The 15,043-nt window shown below is 75.0% G+C and carries 11 protein-coding genes; 7 read left to right on the top strand and 4 right to left on the bottom strand.

Translation table 11 applies throughout. The annotated features are described in order from the left end of the window. Positions 1 to 12: 12 nt before the first annotated feature. Positions 13 to 813, bottom strand: a complete 801-nt coding sequence (locus ACOTKD_RS20785) for a hypothetical protein (protein ID WP_424890506.1) — start codon at positions 811 to 813, stop codon at positions 13 to 15. A gap of 397 nt (positions 814 to 1,210) precedes the next feature. Here ACOTKD_RS20785 and otr(A) point away from each other — a divergent pair, with 397 nt between their 5' ends. Next, positions 1,211 to 3,229, top strand: a complete 2,019-nt coding sequence (gene otr(A) / locus ACOTKD_RS20780) for a tetracycline resistance ribosomal protection protein Otr(A) (protein WP_424890471.1) — start codon at positions 1,211 to 1,213, stop codon at positions 3,227 to 3,229. A 3-nt stretch (positions 3,230 to 3,232) separates the two neighbouring features. Here otr(A) and ACOTKD_RS20775 read toward each other — a convergent pair whose 3' ends face one another. The 3 genes from ACOTKD_RS20775 to ACOTKD_RS20765 all read right to left on the bottom strand — a co-directional run bounded on the left by ACOTKD_RS20775 (position 3,233) and on the right by ACOTKD_RS20765 (position 6,147). Next, positions 3,233 to 3,478 (bottom strand): hypothetical protein, encoded by a 246-nt coding sequence (locus tag ACOTKD_RS20775; protein WP_235483705.1) that lies wholly within the window; start codon positions 3,476 to 3,478, stop codon positions 3,233 to 3,235. Positions 3,479 to 3,584: 106 nt separating this feature from the next. Beyond that, positions 3,585 to 4,403: a hypothetical protein gene (locus tag ACOTKD_RS20770; RefSeq protein ID WP_424890470.1), complete on the bottom strand. Its 819-nt coding sequence runs from the start codon at positions 4,401 to 4,403 to the stop codon at positions 3,585 to 3,587. A gap of 52 nt (positions 4,404 to 4,455) precedes the next feature. Continuing rightward, the gene (locus ACOTKD_RS20765; protein WP_424890469.1) at positions 4,456 to 6,147 is read right to left on the bottom strand and encodes a PucR family transcriptional regulator; all 1,692 of its coding nucleotides are present in this window, start codon (positions 6,145 to 6,147) and stop codon (positions 4,456 to 4,458) included. 253 nt (positions 6,148 to 6,400) lie between these two features. On the opposite strand from ACOTKD_RS20765, the gene ACOTKD_RS20760 reads away from it, so the two are divergent. From ACOTKD_RS20760 to ACOTKD_RS20735, 6 genes are all read left to right on the top strand, one after another. Continuing rightward, positions 6,401 to 7,288 carry an FAD binding domain-containing protein gene (locus ACOTKD_RS20760; RefSeq protein ID WP_424890468.1) on the top strand — a complete coding sequence of 296 codons (888 nt, stop codon included), beginning with the start codon at positions 6,401 to 6,403 and terminating at the stop codon, positions 7,286 to 7,288. Next, the gene (locus ACOTKD_RS20755) at positions 7,279 to 7,857 is read left to right on the top strand and encodes a (2Fe-2S)-binding protein (RefSeq protein ID WP_424890467.1); all 579 of its coding nucleotides are present in this window, start codon (positions 7,279 to 7,281) and stop codon (positions 7,855 to 7,857) included. Before ACOTKD_RS20760 ends, ACOTKD_RS20755 begins: the two co-directional genes overlap by 10 nt. Before the next feature lie 2 nt (positions 7,858 to 7,859). After that, entirely contained in the window at positions 7,860 to 10,232 is a 2,373-nt protein-coding gene (pucD, locus tag ACOTKD_RS20750; RefSeq protein WP_424890466.1) for a xanthine dehydrogenase subunit D, read from the top strand. Between the two features lie 126 nt (positions 10,233 to 10,358). Beyond that, entirely contained in the window at positions 10,359 to 11,819 is a 1,461-nt protein-coding gene (locus tag ACOTKD_RS20745; RefSeq protein WP_424890465.1) for an NCS2 family permease, read from the top strand. A 50-nt stretch (positions 11,820 to 11,869) separates the two neighbouring features. Beyond that, positions 11,870 to 13,039: an XdhC family protein gene (locus tag ACOTKD_RS20740; protein ID WP_424890464.1), complete on the top strand. Its 1,170-nt coding sequence runs from the start codon at positions 11,870 to 11,872 to the stop codon at positions 13,037 to 13,039. An 84-nt stretch (positions 13,040 to 13,123) separates the two neighbouring features. Next, a complete protein-coding gene (locus ACOTKD_RS20735; protein WP_424890463.1) occupies positions 13,124 to 14,971 on the top strand; it encodes a trypsin-like serine peptidase in 1,848 nt (615 codons plus the stop codon). The last annotated feature ends 72 nt before the right edge of the window (positions 14,972 to 15,043 follow it).

Below are 15,043 nucleotides of genomic sequence, written 5' to 3'. Positions count from 1 at the left end.
GTGCGCCGCGGATCAGTCGGCGTTCGCCGACGCCGCCAGCTGTTCCGCCAGCCAGCCCGGAACGCCGCCGAGCAGCCGGACGAGCCGGGCGGCCTCCCCGCGCAGCCGTGCGGCCTCGCCGGGATCGTCGAGGACGGCGGCCAGCGAGGTCAGCGCCGGGGCGATGCCCACGAGGTAGCCCAGCTCCTCGCGGATGCGCAGCGACTCCCCGAAGCCGTACCGCGCCTCGGCGAATTTGCCCTCGTGCTCGGCCATGGCCGCCACGTGCCGCCAGGTGAAGGAGAGCAGCAGCCGCTGCCCCTGGGCCGTCGCCCCCGCGTGGGCGCGCTCGAAGGCGGCCGTCGCGTCGGAGGGGTTGTCCGACAGGTGCTGGGCGATCAGGCCGCGCCGGAAGTGCAGCAGGGGCCGCGTCGGTGACCCCGGCGCGAGCAGGGCCGCGGCCCTGCCCAGGGCGGAGCGGGCCTCGTCCGCCCGGTCGCGGACGCCCAACAGGGTGGAGGCGTAGGCGAGATGGCCGCGCTCGCAGGCCGCCGCCCCCCGCTCCTCGTCGTCCGCGGCCAGCGCTTCCGCCGCGCGCAGGGCGTCCTCGGCGGCTCCCCAGCCCTCCCCGGTGAACATGCAGCGCTCGGTCAGGACCGCCGTCCGCTGCAGGGCCGGGCCCGGCTCGGCGGCGGCGCGCGGTGCGAGCAGGGCCGCGGCGTCGTCCCAGCAGGCGCGGGACCGCAGCCGCCACACGGCCCGTTCCAGCGGATCGTCCCCCCGCGGGTCCGCCCCCTGCGGTCCCCGCGGCTCCGGCAACCCCGCATTACGCATGGCGGTGTCCGCCACAGTGCCCTCCCCAAGCGCGCCGTCGAGCTGGAAGCAGCCGTGACCGCATCTCAGCACGAAGAAGCGGGCCCGGCCAAGGGTCAGGTGTGAAGCAATTCACAAAGTCTTCTCCCAGCGGTAGCGGCAGATTACCAAGAGTGAGCACGGGTGGGTGGTAGTTGAGCGCGACGCTGCTCATCTGTGCTCGCGTGCGCTGCCGGAAATTCGCTGGATCTCCGTGCCGGGCGGCTGCCAGGATGGCCGCGCGCGCCCCGTGCGCGCGGCGAAAACATGCACCTCGGAATGCCCATGCACCTCGGAACGACGTCGGGAGACACGCTCATGCGCCAGCGCCTCGGAAACCTCCAGCGCCCTGACCGGACGACTCCCTCCGAGGACTTCTTTGCGTACGCACACCCTGCTCTCCGGGCTCTCCCTGCCCGCGCAGCCCGTTCTGAACATCGGCATCCTCGCGCACGTCGACGCGGGTAAGACCAGCCTCACCGAGCGCCTGCTCTTCGACACCGGCGCCATCGACCGGCTCGGCAGCGTCGACACCGGCAGCACCCGTACCGACAGCGGCGACATCGAACGCCGCCGCGGCATCACCATCCGCACCGCCGTCGCCCCCTTCCGCGTCGGGAGCCTGCGCGTCAACCTCGTCGACACCCCCGGCCACAGCGACTTCATCGCCGAGGTCGAGCGCGCCCTGGGCGTCCTCGACGGCGCCGTGCTCGTCCTGTCCGCCGTCGAAGGTGTGCAGGCGCAAACACGCGTGCTGATGAAGACGCTGCGCCGGCTGCGTCTTCCCACCCTCGTGTTCGTCAACAAGACCGACCGCGCGGGGGCCCGTGAGGCCGAGACCCTCGCCGCCGTCCGCCGCCGGCTCACACCGCACGTGGTGCCCATGGCCACCGTCCACGGCATCGGCGCGCCCGGCGCCCGCACCGTGCCCGGCTCGTACGAGGACCCGGCCTTCCGCGAGGCCGTGGCCGAGACGCTGGCCGAGCACGACGACGCGCTGCTCGCGAAGCTGGTCGAGGACCGGCCGGTGACGCCCTGGGAGCTGCGGCGCACGCTCGCGCGGCAGACCGCGCTCGGACACGTCCACCCCGTGTACTTCGGCTCCGCCCTCTCCGGCCAGGGCGTGGCGGACCTCGTCGACGGCATCGTCCGCTACCTGCCGCCCGCGCGCTGCACCGGCCGGGAGACCACCGGCACGGTCTTCGCCGTCGACCGCGGCCCCTCCGGGGAGAAGACCGCCTACCTGCGCCTCTTCTCGGGCGCGGTCTCCGAGCGCGACCGGATCACCCTCCACCGGCAGCACGCCGACGGCACCCGCACGGAGCACGCCGGGCGCGTCACCTCCCTCACGGCGGTCGAGGCCGGGGAGCCCGGCGCGGTCCGCCGCCGTGCCACGGCCGGCGACATCGCCCGGATCCGGGGCCTGCCCGAGGTCAGGGTGGGCGACCGCCTCGGCCCTGTCCGCGACGGCGCGCACCACCGGCACTTCGCCGCGCCGAGCCTGGAGACCGTCGTCAGGCCCGTGCGCCCCGAGGACGCCGCCCGGCTGCACGCGGCCCTCGCCGCGCTCGCCGACCAGGACCCCCTCATCGGCACCCGCACCCTGCCGGCGGGCGGCGGCACGTCCGTCCTCCTCTACGGCGAGGTGCAGAAGGAGATCATCGCGGCGACGCTCGCCGAGGAGTTCGGCGTCGAAGCCGTCTTCGAACCGAGCAGCACCGTGCACCGCGAGCGGCTCACCGGCACGGGCGAGGCGCACGAGGAGATCGACCGGCACGGCGGCCACGTCTTCTGGGCGACCATCGGCCTGCGCACCGAACCGGGCGCCCCCGGCTCGGGCACGGTCTTCCGCCGCGACACCGAACTCGGGGCGCTGCCCCTCGCCTTCGACCGCGCCATCGAGGAGACCGTCCGGCACACCCTCGCCCAGGGCCTGTACGGCTGGCCGGTCACCGACTGCACCGTCACCCTGACCCGCTCCGGCTACGCCTCGCCCGTCAGCACCGCCGCCGACTTCCGCGGCCTGACCCCGCTCGTCCTGATGGCGGCCCTGGCGCAGGCGGGCACCGCGGTGTACGAGCCCTGTCACGCCTACGAACTGGAGGCTCCCGCCGACACCCTCAGCGCCGTCGCGGGAGCGCTGGCGGCACTGGGAGCCGAGATCCACGACACGGAGACCGGCCCGGAGGTGTGCGTCCTCAAGGGCACCATCCCGGCCCGCCACGCCCCCGACGCCGAACGCCGCCTGCCCGCCCTCACCCGCGGCGAGGCCCTGTGGTGGACCCACCCCACCGAGGACCGCCCCCACCGGGGCCGGCCCCCGGAGCGCCCGCGCACGGACGGCAACCCCCTCAACCGCGCGGCGTACCTGCGCCACCTGACGGCGGTGCGGGCCTGACCCTCATACGGGCGGCAGCGCGTCCGGGCCGATGACGGGCGTGTCGTCCTCGTGCAGGACCCGGCACGGGGGGTGGTGCTTGCAGAAGAACCCCCGGCCCGTGCAGTAGGGGCAGAGGTGAGCGCCCGTCATGTTGCCGCCCTCGCCGGACTGGTCGAGGTAGAGCACGGCCGCGTGGTAGTCGCCGCTCCCTCTGCATCCCTTGCAGAAGGCGTGCGGGCCGGGGCACGCCTCGTCAGGATCACTCATATCCGTGATGATGCGCGCCTGCCGCAGGAGCCGTACGCCACTTGGGCGTGACTCCTCCTTTCTGCGTACGGCACCGGTCTTTTGTCGTACGTCTCCCCGTGAACCGTCAGAACAGCGCGTCCGGCACCCGCACCGCCCAGTCCAGCCAGACGCCGATCATGCCGGAGGCCGGCGCGCCGAAGGCGAGGAGGGTGGCCACGTCCACGAAGAGCCACAGGATCCGGGTGGGGACCACGACGCGGGACGGGTTCCGCGGGTCGTAGCGGATCTCGCCGTTGTGCGAGGCCCACCGGGACGTGTGCTCGTAGGGGCGGCCGTCGAGGGCGTGGAAGCGGTAGCGGTAGTCCGGTTCGCTGTCGGCCGAGCCGCCGACCCGGTCCGGCGGGGCCACCCGCACCGTCACCCCGCGGAAGCGGACGGTCCACCGGGTCCTGAGGCCCACCAGCTCGGCCCACAGCGCGAACAGGCCGAAGCCCAGGCCGCCGACCAGCCAGGCCCCCACTCCCTCTCCGCGCGGCTCGACCGGGATCAGGGCCACGACCGGCACGCCCGCCACCACGTACACCACGGCCGCCTTGAGCAGCGGGTGGGCCGAGGTCACGAAGTCGCGCGCCCGCGCCGCGCGGGCCGGCCACGGGCCGGCCGTCTCCCGCCGTACGGGCGGCCGGGCGCCCTGGTGGGGGCGGCCCGGCGCGATCGCCCGGATCTCCCCGGCGAGCGCGGCGAGGACCTGCGGATTGCGGTGGCGGGCCGTCAGCGGCGGTTCGCCGGGGTCGAACAGGAGGACGGTCAGCGTCCCGTCCCCCGTCCCGACCGACCGGATCTGGGCCCCCGGCACGGCCGTCGTCGTACGTCCCCGCTCCTGCAGCAGCTCGCCGCCCGCCACCCGCAGCCGGGTGCGCCCGTTCTTGATCACTACCCCCATGGCGAGGAACATTACCCCGCCGACCTGGGCAGATCCCCCCAACCCGGGACGGTCAGCTCATGCGCAGCGCCAGGAAGAAGTCCAGCTTGTCCTCCAGGCGCGACAGGTCCCGGCCCGTCAGTTGCTCGATCCTGCCCACGCGGTAGCGCAGGGTGTTGACATGCAGATGCAGCCGCGTCGCGCACCGGGTCCAGGAGCCGTCGCAGTCCAGGAACGCCTCCAGCGTCGGGATGAGCTCGGCGCGGTGGCGGCGGTCGTAGTCGCGCAGGGGGTCCAGGAGCCGGGCGGTGAAGGCGCGGCGGACGTCGTCGGGGACGAACGGCAGCAGCAGGACGTGCGAGGCCAGCTCCTGGTGGCCCGCCGCGCACACGCGGCCCGGGCGGGCGGCGGCGACCCGGCGGGCGTGCCGGGCCTCCTCCAGCGCCCCGCGCAGGCCCTCCGCCGAGTGCACGGCGGCGCTGACGCCGAGGGTGAGCCGGCCGTCGTCGTCGAGGCCGCGGGAGAGCGGTTCGCGGACGGCGGCGAGGATGCGGTCCGCGTGCAGCCCGGGGGCCCGGCCCGCCGCCTCCTCGCCCTCGGCCCCGGCCGGTACGGCGGGCAGCGGTACGAGCGCCACGGCCTCGTCGCCCATGTGGGCGACGGCGATCCGGTCGGACGGCTCGGGCCCGGAGGCCTCGGGGGCGGCCAGCATCTCCTCCAGGAGGGCCTGGGCGACCGGCCCGCCGGGGATGTCGCCGTCCTCCCACTCGACGCGGGCGACGACGACCTGCCAGTGCGGCGCCGTGCCCAGGCCGGGCAGCAGGACGGGGGCCGCGACGCGCAGGCGGGCGGCGATCTCGGCGGGGGCCGCGCCCGTCTGGACGAGTTCGAGGACCTCCTGGGCGAGCCGGCGGCGGACGGTGCGGGCGGCGTCGCGCCGGTCCCGCTCGACGGCGATCAGCTGGGTGACGCCGTCGAGCAGGTCCAGCCGCTCGGGCGACCAGTCGCCGGCGTCGGCCTCGACGGCGAGGAACCAGTCGGACAGGACCGTCTCGCGGACGTCGCGGGCGGACATCGCGCGGCCGCTGTGGCTGATGGGGAACAGCGAGTACGTGTCGCCGCCGGCGCTCACGCGGTGCGGCCCGCGCCGGCCCGTGCGGGCGGCGGCCAGGTGCTCGCCGGCCAGGGTCGCGCTGACCGCGGCGGGCAGCTCGGGCCCGGCGCCCGCGAGGGAGGAGCCCGCGATGGCGCGGCCGGTCGGGGACAGCACCCACGCCCGCAGGTCCAGGTCGGAGCCCAGCAGGTCGAGGACGACCTCGGGGCCGCCGCCGGCCGGGCCGGACGTCATCAGCCGGCGGTGCCGGTCCACGACGGCCGCCAGGTCCCCGGCGCGCTCGCTCGACACCTGCCGCACGACGTGCTCGGTGATGGAGGCGAACGAGACGTTCTCGTTCACCGAGAACAGCGGCAGGCGGTGCCGGGCGCACGCCCGGATCAGGTCGTCCGGGATGGAGGCCATCTCGGCCTCGCCCGCCGCGAGCCCCGCCACCCCCGCCCCCGTGAGGATCCGCACGAACCGCTCGGAGTCCTCCGGCTCCCGCCGCCAGGCGAGGCCGGTGAGCACGAGTTCGCCGCCGGAGAGGTAGCGGCTCGGGTCGCGCAGGTCGGTCGTCATCACGCCGCGCACCGTGCGGTCCAGCTCGTCGTCGCCGCCGAGCAGCCGGAGGCCCAGCGCTTCGGTCTCCAGGAGTGCGCGCAGCCGCATCGTGGTCGCCGCCGATCTGTCTTGTTGTTACCAGTGGAATGCAGTGAGGTTTCTCAACCCCGTCTTTCGTTCGAATCTACAAGATGGGTGCTCCGGCCAGCCAACCGCTTCATGGTTTCGGTGACTGCACCGCCCCGCCGGCCGCTCGCTGTACTGGGCTCACGGCGTGCCGCACGGCCCGCGCACCACCGGGATCCGCTCGCGCGCACCCCTCTCGGACCACCCCGTGAGACCGATCGAGAAGAGAACCCCCATGGAGTTCCTGCGCCCCGGCAGCTGGGAGGAGGCTCTGGCCGCCAAGGCCGAGCACCCGGCCGCCGTCCCCATCGCGGGCGGCACGGACGTGATGGTCGAGATCAACTTCGATCAGCGCCGGCCCGAGTACCTGCTCGACCTGAACCGCATCGGCGATTTGTACGAATGGGAGACCGACGGGGACGAGGTCCGGCTGGGCGCCTCCGTACCGTACACGCGGATCATGGAGGAGCTGCGGGCGGAGCTTCCCGGCCTCGCGCTCGCGGCGCACACCGTCGGTTCGCCGCAGATCCGCAACCGGGGCGGCGTCGGCGGCAACCTCGGCGCCGCCTCGCCCGCCGGGGACTCCCACCCGGCCCTGCTGGCGGCGGGCGCCCGGGTGGAGGCCGCGTCCGTGCGGGGCACGCGGCTGATCCCCGCCGAGGAGTTCTACACCGGCGTCAAGCGCAACGCCCTCGCGCCGGACGAGCTGATCCGGGCCGTGCGGATCGCGAAGGCCGACGGGCCCCAGCAGTTCTCCAAGGTCGGCACCCGCAACGCCATGGTCATCGCCGTCTGCGCGTTCTCCCTCGCGCTGCACCCGCGCACCCGCACCGTCCGCACGGGCATCGGCTCCGCCGCCCCCACCCCGGTGCGGGCCCGCGCCGCGGAGGACTTCCTCGCCGCGGCCCTGGACGAGGGCGGGTGCTGGGAGAACGGCCGGCCCCTGCCGCCCTCCGCGGCACGGCAGTTCGCCGAGCTCGCCGCCGGGGCGTGCAACCCGATCGACGACGTCCGCGGCAGCGCCCGCTACCGCCGGCACGCGGTCGCCGTCATGGCCCGCCGCACGCTCGGCTGGACGTGGGAGGCCTACCGAGGCGGGGAGAGGGGCGAACGATGCGCGTGAACCTCACGGTCAACGGCCGGCCGCAGCAGGCCGACGACGTCTGGGAGGGCGAGAGCCTGCTCTACGTCCTGCGGGAACGGCTCGGCCTGCCGGGCTCGAAGAACGCCTGCGAGCAGGGCGAGTGCGGCTCGTGCACGGTCCGCCTCGACGGAGTGCCGGTGTGCGCCTGCCTGGTGGCCGCCGGGCAGGCCGAGGGCCGCGAGGTCGTCACCGTCGAGGGGCTCGCCGAGCACGCCCGGCGGCGCGCCGCGGGCGGCGGCGCGCCGGCGGAACCGTCCGGGACGAGCCCGGACCAGGCCCTGCGCCGGCCGGCCGCGCCGGACGGCGGCCCGGGCGCCGCGGCGCTCTCCCCCGTCCAGCAGGCCTTCGTCGACGCCGGCGCCGTCCAGTGCGGCTTCTGCACCCCGGGCCTGCTCGTCGCCGCCGACGAGCTCATCGAGCGCAATCCCGAGCCCTCCGACGCGGACATCCGCGAGGCCCTCTCGGGCAACCTGTGCCGATGTACCGGCTACGAGATGATCCTCGACGCGGTCCGCCTCGCGGCCGCCCGCGCCGGAGAGGCGGGCTGACCATGGCCACCGCACGCACCCCCTCCGCCCTCACCATCGGCACCCGCGGCGGCATCGGCGAGTCCGTCCCGCGCCCCGACGGCACGCTCAAGGTCACCGGCGAGTTCGCCTACGCCTCCGACCTGTGGCACGAGGACATGCTGTGGGGCGTAACCCTCCGCAGCCCCCACGCCCACGCCCGCATCCTCTCCGCCGACGTCTCCGCGGCGCTCGCCACCCCCGGCGTGCACGCGGTGCTGACCCACGATGACCTGCCCGCGGCCACCCGCTACGGGCTGGAGATCCAGGACACCCCCGTCCTCGCCGACGGCGTCGTCCGCTACCACGGCGAGCCCGTCGCCCTCGTCGCCGCCGACCACCCCGAGACCGCCCGCCGCGCCGCCGCCCGGATCCGCATCGCCTACGAGGAACTCCCCGTCGTCCACGACGAGGAGAGCGCCACCGCCCCCGGCGCACCCCTCCTGCACCCCGCCCGCGACGACGCGCACGCCGCCCACGCCCCGCACCCCAACGTCGTCCACCGCCAGCCCGTCCTCCGCGGCGACGTCGCCGCCGCCCGGGCCCGCGCCGCCGCCGTCGTCACCGGCGACTACGAAGTGGGCATGCAGGACCAGGCGTTCCTCGGCCCGGAGTCCGGGCTCGCCGTGCCCGCCGAGGACGGCGGCGTCGACCTCTACATCGCCACCCAGTGGCTCCACGCCGACCTGCGCCAGATCGCCCCCGTCCTCGGCCTCCCCGAGGACAAGGTCCGCATGACGCTCTCCGGCGTCGGCGGCGCCTTCGGCGGGCGCGAGGACCTGTCCATGCAGGCCCACGCCTGCCTGCTCGCGCTGCGCACCGGCAAGCCCGTGAAGATGGTCTACAACCGCTTCGAGTCGTTCTTCGGCCACGTGCACCGCCACCCGGCCCGGCTCCACTACGAGCACGGGGCGAGCGGCGACGGCCGGCTGCTCTACGTCAAGGCCCGCATCGTCCTCGACGGCGGCGCCTACGCCTCCTCCTCCCCGGCCGTCGTCGGCAACGCGGCGTCCCTGGCCGTCGGCCCGTACGTGGTCGGCAACGTCGACGTCGAGGCCCTCGCTCTCTACACCAACAACCCGCCGTGCGGCGCGATGCGCGGCTTCGGCGCCGTCCAGGCCTGCTTCGCGTACGAGGCCCAGATGGACCGGCTGGCCGAGCGGCTGGGCCTGGACCCCGTGGAGTTCCGGCAGCGCAACGCCATGGCGCAGGGCGCCGTCATGCCCACCGGGCAGGTCGTCGACGCCCCCGCGCCCGTCGCGGAGCTGCTGCGCCGGGTCAAGGCCCGGCCGCTGCCGCCCGAGCGGCCGTGGGAGACCGCCGGGGGCGACCCCGACGTCCGTGCGCTGCCGGGCGGGCTGTCCAACACCACCCACGGCGAGGGCGTCGTCCGCGGCGTCGGCTACGCGGTCGGGATCAAGAACGTCGGCTTCTCGGAGGGCTTCGACGACTACTCGACGGCCCGGGTACGGCTCGAAGTGGTCGCCGGGCAGCCGGTGGCCACCGTGCACACCGCGATGGCCGAGGTCGGCCAGGGCGGTGTGACCGTCCACGCCCAGATCGCGCGCACCGAACTCGGCGTCACCCGCGTCGTCCTGCGGCCCGCCGACACCCGCGTCGGCTCGGCCGGCTCCACCTCCGCCTCCCGCCAGACCTACGTCACCGGCGGCGCCGTCCGCCAGGCCTGCCGGGCCGTACGGGAGAAGGTCTTCGCCCTCGGCCGCGCCCGGTTCGGCGCGTACCACCCCGCGTGGGCGCACGCCGGGCTCCTGCTGGAGGGCGGCAAGGTGACCACCGAGGCGGGCGAGGTCCTGGCCGGTCTGGCCGAGGTCCTGGAGGACGAGGTGGCCGACGCCGAGTGCGAGTGGCGGCACCGGCCCACCGAGCCCTTCGACCCGCGCACCGGCCGGGGCGACGGCCACGTCCAGTACTCCTTCGCGGCCCACCGCGCCGTCGTCGACGTCGACACTGAGCTCGGGCTCGTCAAGGTCGTCGAGCTGGCCTGCGCGCAGGACGTCGGCAAGGCCATGAACCCGCTGGCCGTCACCGGCCAGATACAGGGCGGCACGACCCAGGGCCTGGGCCTCGCGGTCATGGAGGAGATCGTCGTCTCCGCGGACGGGCTGGTGCGCAACCCGTCCTTCACGGACTACCTGATCCCCACCATCCTCGACACCCCCGCCATCCCCGTGGACGTCCTCGAACTCGCCGACGAGCACGCCCCGTACGGGCTGCGCGGCGCGGGCGAGGCGCCCACGCTGTCCGCCACCCCGGCGGTCGTCGCGGCGATCCGGGCAGCCACCGGGCTGCCGCTCGGCAGGGTGCCGGTGCGGCCCGAACACCTCACCGGAACCTGAGAACCCCTCGCAGGGCACCACCGGCCGCGCGCCCCCCAGCGGCCGGTGACGTGCCGTCCCTCCGTCTCGGGCCGTCCCCCGGGTCGTGCACGCCGGTACCCACCCACATCCCGGAGAAGGCACCCCATGACCCAGTCATCCGTGGAGCCGGCCTCCACGGCGCAGAACGCGGGCGCGGGCCCGCGGCCGGCCGCCGGAAGGTCCTGGCCCGACCGCTACTTCCACATCAGCGCACGCGGATCCACCGCCGGCCGGGAGGTGCGCGGCGGCATCACCACCTTCATGGCGATGTCCTACATCCTCCTGCTCAACCCCCTGATCCTCTCCGGCCCGGACGCCTCCGGGCAGCGGCTCGGCCACACCGGCCTGATCACCGCCACCGCGCTGGCCGCCGCGGTCTGCACCCTGGCCATGGGCTTCCTCGGCAGGGTCCCGCTCGCCCTGGCCGCCGGGCTGGGCGTCTCCGGGGTGCTGTCCACCCAGGTGGCGCCCCACATGACCTGGCCCCAGGCGATGGGGATGTGCGTGCTCTACGGCGCCGTGATCGTGCTGCTGGCCGTGACCGGCCTGCGCGAGCTGATCATGAATGCGCTGCCGCTCGCCCTCAAGCACGCCATCACCATGGGCATCGGCATGTTCATCGCCCTGATAGGGCTGGTCAAGGCCGGTTTCGTACACGCCTCCAAGGGCGGCGGCCCGGTCACGCTCGGCCCGGCGGGCGAGCTCGCCGGCTGGCCCGTACTGATCTTCTGCGTCACGCTGCTGGCCGTCTTCATGCTGCAGGCGCGCGACGTCCCCGGCGCGATCCTCATCGGCATCGTCGTCGGCACGGTGCTCGCCGTCGCCGTCCACTCCGCGGCCGGGCTCCGGTCGTCCGCCTGGCAGAACGGCGCGCCCGAACTCAAGGGAAGCGCCGTCTCCATGCCGGACTTCTCCCTCTTCGGGCACGTGGAGTTCGGCGGCTGGGGGTCGCTGGGCGTCGTGAGCGTCGGGATGATCGTCTTCACACTGGTCCTGGCCGGCTTCTTCGACGCCATGGCCACGATCATCGGCGTCGCGACGGAGGCGCGGCTGACGGACGACCGCGGCCGGCTGCCCGGCCTCAGCACGGCACTGTTCGTCGACGGTGCGGGCGGCGCGATCGGCGGGGTCGCCGGGGCGTCGGGCCAGACCGTCTTCGTCGAGTCCGCGACCGGGGTCGGCGAGGGCGCCCGCACGGGGCTGTCGTCCGTCGTGACCGGGCTGCTCTTCGCCGCCTGCCTGTTCTTCACCCCGCTCACCCGCATCGTGCCCGGCGAGGTCGCCGCCGCCGCGCTCGTCGTGATCGGCGCGATGATGATGAGCAACGCACGGCACGTCGACTGGGGCGACCGGGCCGTCGCCGTCCCGGCGTTCCTGACCGTGGTGCTCATGCCGTTCACGTACTCCATCACGGCGGGCGTCGGCGCGGGCGTCATCGCCTTCACGGCGATCAAGGCGGCCCAGGGGAAGTGGCGCGAGCCGGGCGCGTTCATGTGGGTGCTGACGGCGGTGTTCACGGCGTACTTCGCGCTGCATCCGATAGAGAGCTGGCTGGGCGTCAAATAGATCGCGTACGTACATGTGCACCGCGTAAGTCAGGTGAGGAGTGGGCCGTCATGCTGGACATCGCCGAGGAGCTGCACCGCTGGTGCGGGGAAGGGCGGGCGTTCGCCGTCGCCACGGTGGTCGCCGTGGAGGGCAGCGCGCCCCGGCAGCCGGGCGCGGCCCTCGCCGTCGACGCCGCCGGCACAGCGGTCGGTTCGGTCTCGGGCGGGTGCGTGGAGGGCGCGGTGTACGAGCTGTGCCGCGCCGCGCTGGAGAGCGGCGAGAGCGTGCGGGAACGATTCGGCTACTCGGACGAGGACGCCTTCGCCGTGGGCCTGACCTGCGGGGGCGTCCTCGACGTGCTGGTCGTCCCGGTCCTGCCCGACGGCCCCGGGCGGGAGGTGTCGGCCGAGGCGCTGGCGGCGGTGGCGGCGGGCGAGCCGGTGGCGCTGGCCCGGGTGGTGGACGGTCCGGACGGGTGGCTGGGGCGGGCGCTCCTCGTACGGGCGGACGGCACGTACGCGGGGACGCTCGCGGGCGAGGAGGGCCACGTCGGCCCGCTGGACCGTACGGTCGCCGCGGAGGCCGCCGCGCTGCTGGCCGCCGGCCGGACCGGTACCGTGACGGCCGGCCTGGACGGGGCGCGCTGCGGCGACCCGGTGACGGTCCTGGTGGAGTCGTGCCTGCCGCCACCGCGCATGATCGTCTTCGGCGCGGTGGACTTCGCCGCGGCGCTCGTCCGGGCCGGCAAGTTCCTCGGCCACCACGTGACGGTGTGCGACGCGCGGCCCGTGTTCGCGACGACGGGACGCTTCCCCGAGGCGGACGAGGTCGCCGTCGACTGGCCGCACCGCTACCTCGACGCCCAGGAGGCGGCAGGGGCGCTCGACGCGCGGACCGTCCTGTGCGTGCTGACCCACGACGCGAAGTTCGACGTGCCGTTGCTGGAACGCGCCCTGCGGCTGCCCGTCGCCTACGTCGGCGCGATGGGCTCGCGCCGCACGCACGAGGCCCGGCTGGGGCGGCTGCGCGAGGCGGGCGTCGGCGAGCGCGCGCTGGCCCGGCTGCGCTCGCCGATCGGCCTCGACCTGGGGGCGCGGACCCCGGAGGAGACGGCCCTGTCCATCGCGGCGGAGATCGTCGCCGTCCGGCACGGAGGGACGGGCGTCCCGCTGACGGGCGCGCGCACGCCGATCCACCGCGAGCCGCGGCGGGGGCCGGAGCTGGGGTCGGTGGCCTGACGCCGCCGTCAGGGGCCTCTGATAGAACATGAGTCGCATTTTTGAGCTGTTCATGTTCATGTCCCACCAGCACGATGAGGCCCTTTGTCTCCCTCGTCCCCCTCCAGACGGATCTGGACCCTCGCCATAGCCGTGGGTCTGACCACCTGCGGCACGGCCGCGACTGCGGCCGCCGCGCCTTCCCCGGCCGGCCCGTCCCCCGCCCCCTCCGCGGCCGCTGCGGCCCGCTCCGCCGAGACGTACTGGACGGCCGAGCGCATGGCCGCCGCGAAGCCGCTGGCCGCGCGGAAGGCGAAGCCGGCTTCCGGGGCGCGCCCGGCCGCCCCGCGCACGTCGTTCGCGTCGTTCACATCGTTCACGTCGGTCGCGTCGGTCACGGCACCGGCCGGCACGCCCCAGGGCACGTACGGCGACGGCATACCCATGGTCGGCACGTTCTTCAGCAGCACCCCCGACGGGCCCACGTACTGCACCGCGAGCGTCGTGCAGAGCCCGGGCCGCAACCTGGTCCTCACCGCCGGGCACTGCGCCCAGGGCCTGGCCGGGAGCACTCAGCAGATCTTCGTGCCGCAGTACCGCAAGGGCCAGGACGCGGCCCACCAGCCGTACGGGGTCTTCCCGGTGCAGCGGGTCTTCAGTGACCCGCGGTACATCCGCAACAGCACCGGCCCCGACTCCGACCTGGACGTCGGCTTCGCCCGCCTCGGCCCCAACTCCGGCGGCGAGCAGGCCGAGACCCGCACCGGCGGGCTCCGGCTGACCCCCACGCCCCGCTGGACCAGCACCGTCACCGTCGTCGGCTACCCCGGCTCGCACAACACCGACCAGCGGGCGCTCAGCTGCACCGTGCCGACGTCGCGCCTGTCCGGCCAGCACCAGCTCCAGATGAAGTGCGGCGGCTTCTACGGCGGCACGTCCGGCAGCCCCTGGATCGTGGGCTACGACGCCTCCGCCCGCACCGGCGACATCATCGGCAGCCTCGGCGGCTGGAACGGCGGCGGCACCCTCACCGGCGAGGACTGGATCAGCTACGCGCCCGTCTTCGGCGGCGAGGTCCAGGCCCTCTACCAGGACGCGATCGCCGACCGCACGCCCGTCCGCACGGCCTACCAGCGCCCCTCCGACAGCGCCCGCCTCCCCGGCGCCGCCTCCACCTGGGCGCACGCCAAGCACCTCGTCTCCGCCGACTTCACCGGCGACGGGCGCGACGACCTGCTGACGATCTGGAGCGACGGCGAGGTCAGCCTCTACCCCGGCGACGGCCGCGGCGGCTTCGGCGCCGAGCAGCAGCTCGCGCGGTCCGACAGCTTCTGGAAGCGCGCCGTGACCGTCACGGCGGGCGAGTTCAGCGGCACCGGCAAGCCCGACCTCATGGTCCGCTGGGACACCGGCAAGCTCTCGTACTACGAGGACTTCCAGGCCACCGGCTCCGGCCCGGAGTACACCCTCGGCGCGGGCGGCTCCTTCTGGAAGTACGCCTCCCAGATCACCGCCGGCCGCTACAACGCGACGGACCGGTCCGCGGACCTCGCCGTCCGCTGGGTCGACGGCAGCCTCAGCGTGTACGCGGGCGCCGGCCCCTCCGGCCCCGGCACGGAGCGCCGCCTGATGGACGCCGGCTCGTACTGGAAGTACGCCACCGCCCTCAGCAGCCCCCGCCCGGCGGGCCAGGACCGCAGCACGCTCCTCGTCCGCTGGTCCGACGGCTCCCTCGGCTCGTACGCCACCACCGGCACCGACCTCGGCAGGGGCACCCGCCTCCAGGCCCCCAACCCGTCCTGGACGGACACCGCCATGACCACGGGCGACCTGGACGGCTCGGGCCGCCCGGACGACCTCGTCGTCCGCTGGTCCGACGGCGAGACGGCCCTGTACGACGGGGTGGGCGGCGACGGACCGGGGGCGTGGACGCCGCTGGTGAACAACGGCTGAGACCCTCAGCTCGCTGCTCGGCGGTTGGGGGGCCCCCGGGGCCCCCACCCCCCGGGCGCCCCGGGCGGCCGG

The organism is Streptomyces sp. XH2, from assembly GCF_049725035.1.
GTDB lineage: Bacteria > Actinomycetota > Actinomycetes > Streptomycetales > Streptomycetaceae > Streptomyces > Streptomyces roseoverticillatus.
This window is presented reverse-complemented; position numbering and strand designations above follow the sequence as displayed.

Bases quoted from the DNA above. Each gene is read 5' to 3' on its own strand.
- ACOTKD_RS20775 (WP_235483705.1), bottom strand. From the start codon at position 3,478: ATGAGTGATCCTGACGAGGCGTGCCCCGGCCCGCACGCCTTCTGCAAG.
- ACOTKD_RS20740 (WP_424890464.1), top strand. From the start codon at position 11,870: ATGCTGGACATCGCCGAGGAGCTGCACCGCTGGTGCGGGGAAGGGCGG.
- ACOTKD_RS20760 (WP_424890468.1), top strand. From the start codon at position 6,401: ATGGAGTTCCTGCGCCCCGGCAGCTGGGAGGAGGCTCTGGCCGCCAAG.
- ACOTKD_RS20765 (WP_424890469.1), bottom strand. From the start codon at position 6,147: ATGCGGCTGCGCGCACTCCTGGAGACCGAAGCGCTGGGCCTCCGGCTG.
- ACOTKD_RS20755 (WP_424890467.1), top strand. From the start codon at position 7,279: ATGCGCGTGAACCTCACGGTCAACGGCCGGCCGCAGCAGGCCGACGAC.
- pucD (WP_424890466.1), top strand. From the start codon at position 7,860: ATGGCCACCGCACGCACCCCCTCCGCCCTCACCATCGGCACCCGCGGC.
- ACOTKD_RS20785 (WP_424890506.1), bottom strand. From the start codon at position 813: ATGCGTAATGCGGGGTTGCCGGAGCCGCGGGGACCGCAGGGGGCGGAC.
- ACOTKD_RS20770 (WP_424890470.1), bottom strand. From the start codon at position 4,403: ATGGGGGTAGTGATCAAGAACGGGCGCACCCGGCTGCGGGTGGCGGGC.
- ACOTKD_RS20745 (WP_424890465.1), top strand. From the start codon at position 10,359: ATGACCCAGTCATCCGTGGAGCCGGCCTCCACGGCGCAGAACGCGGGC.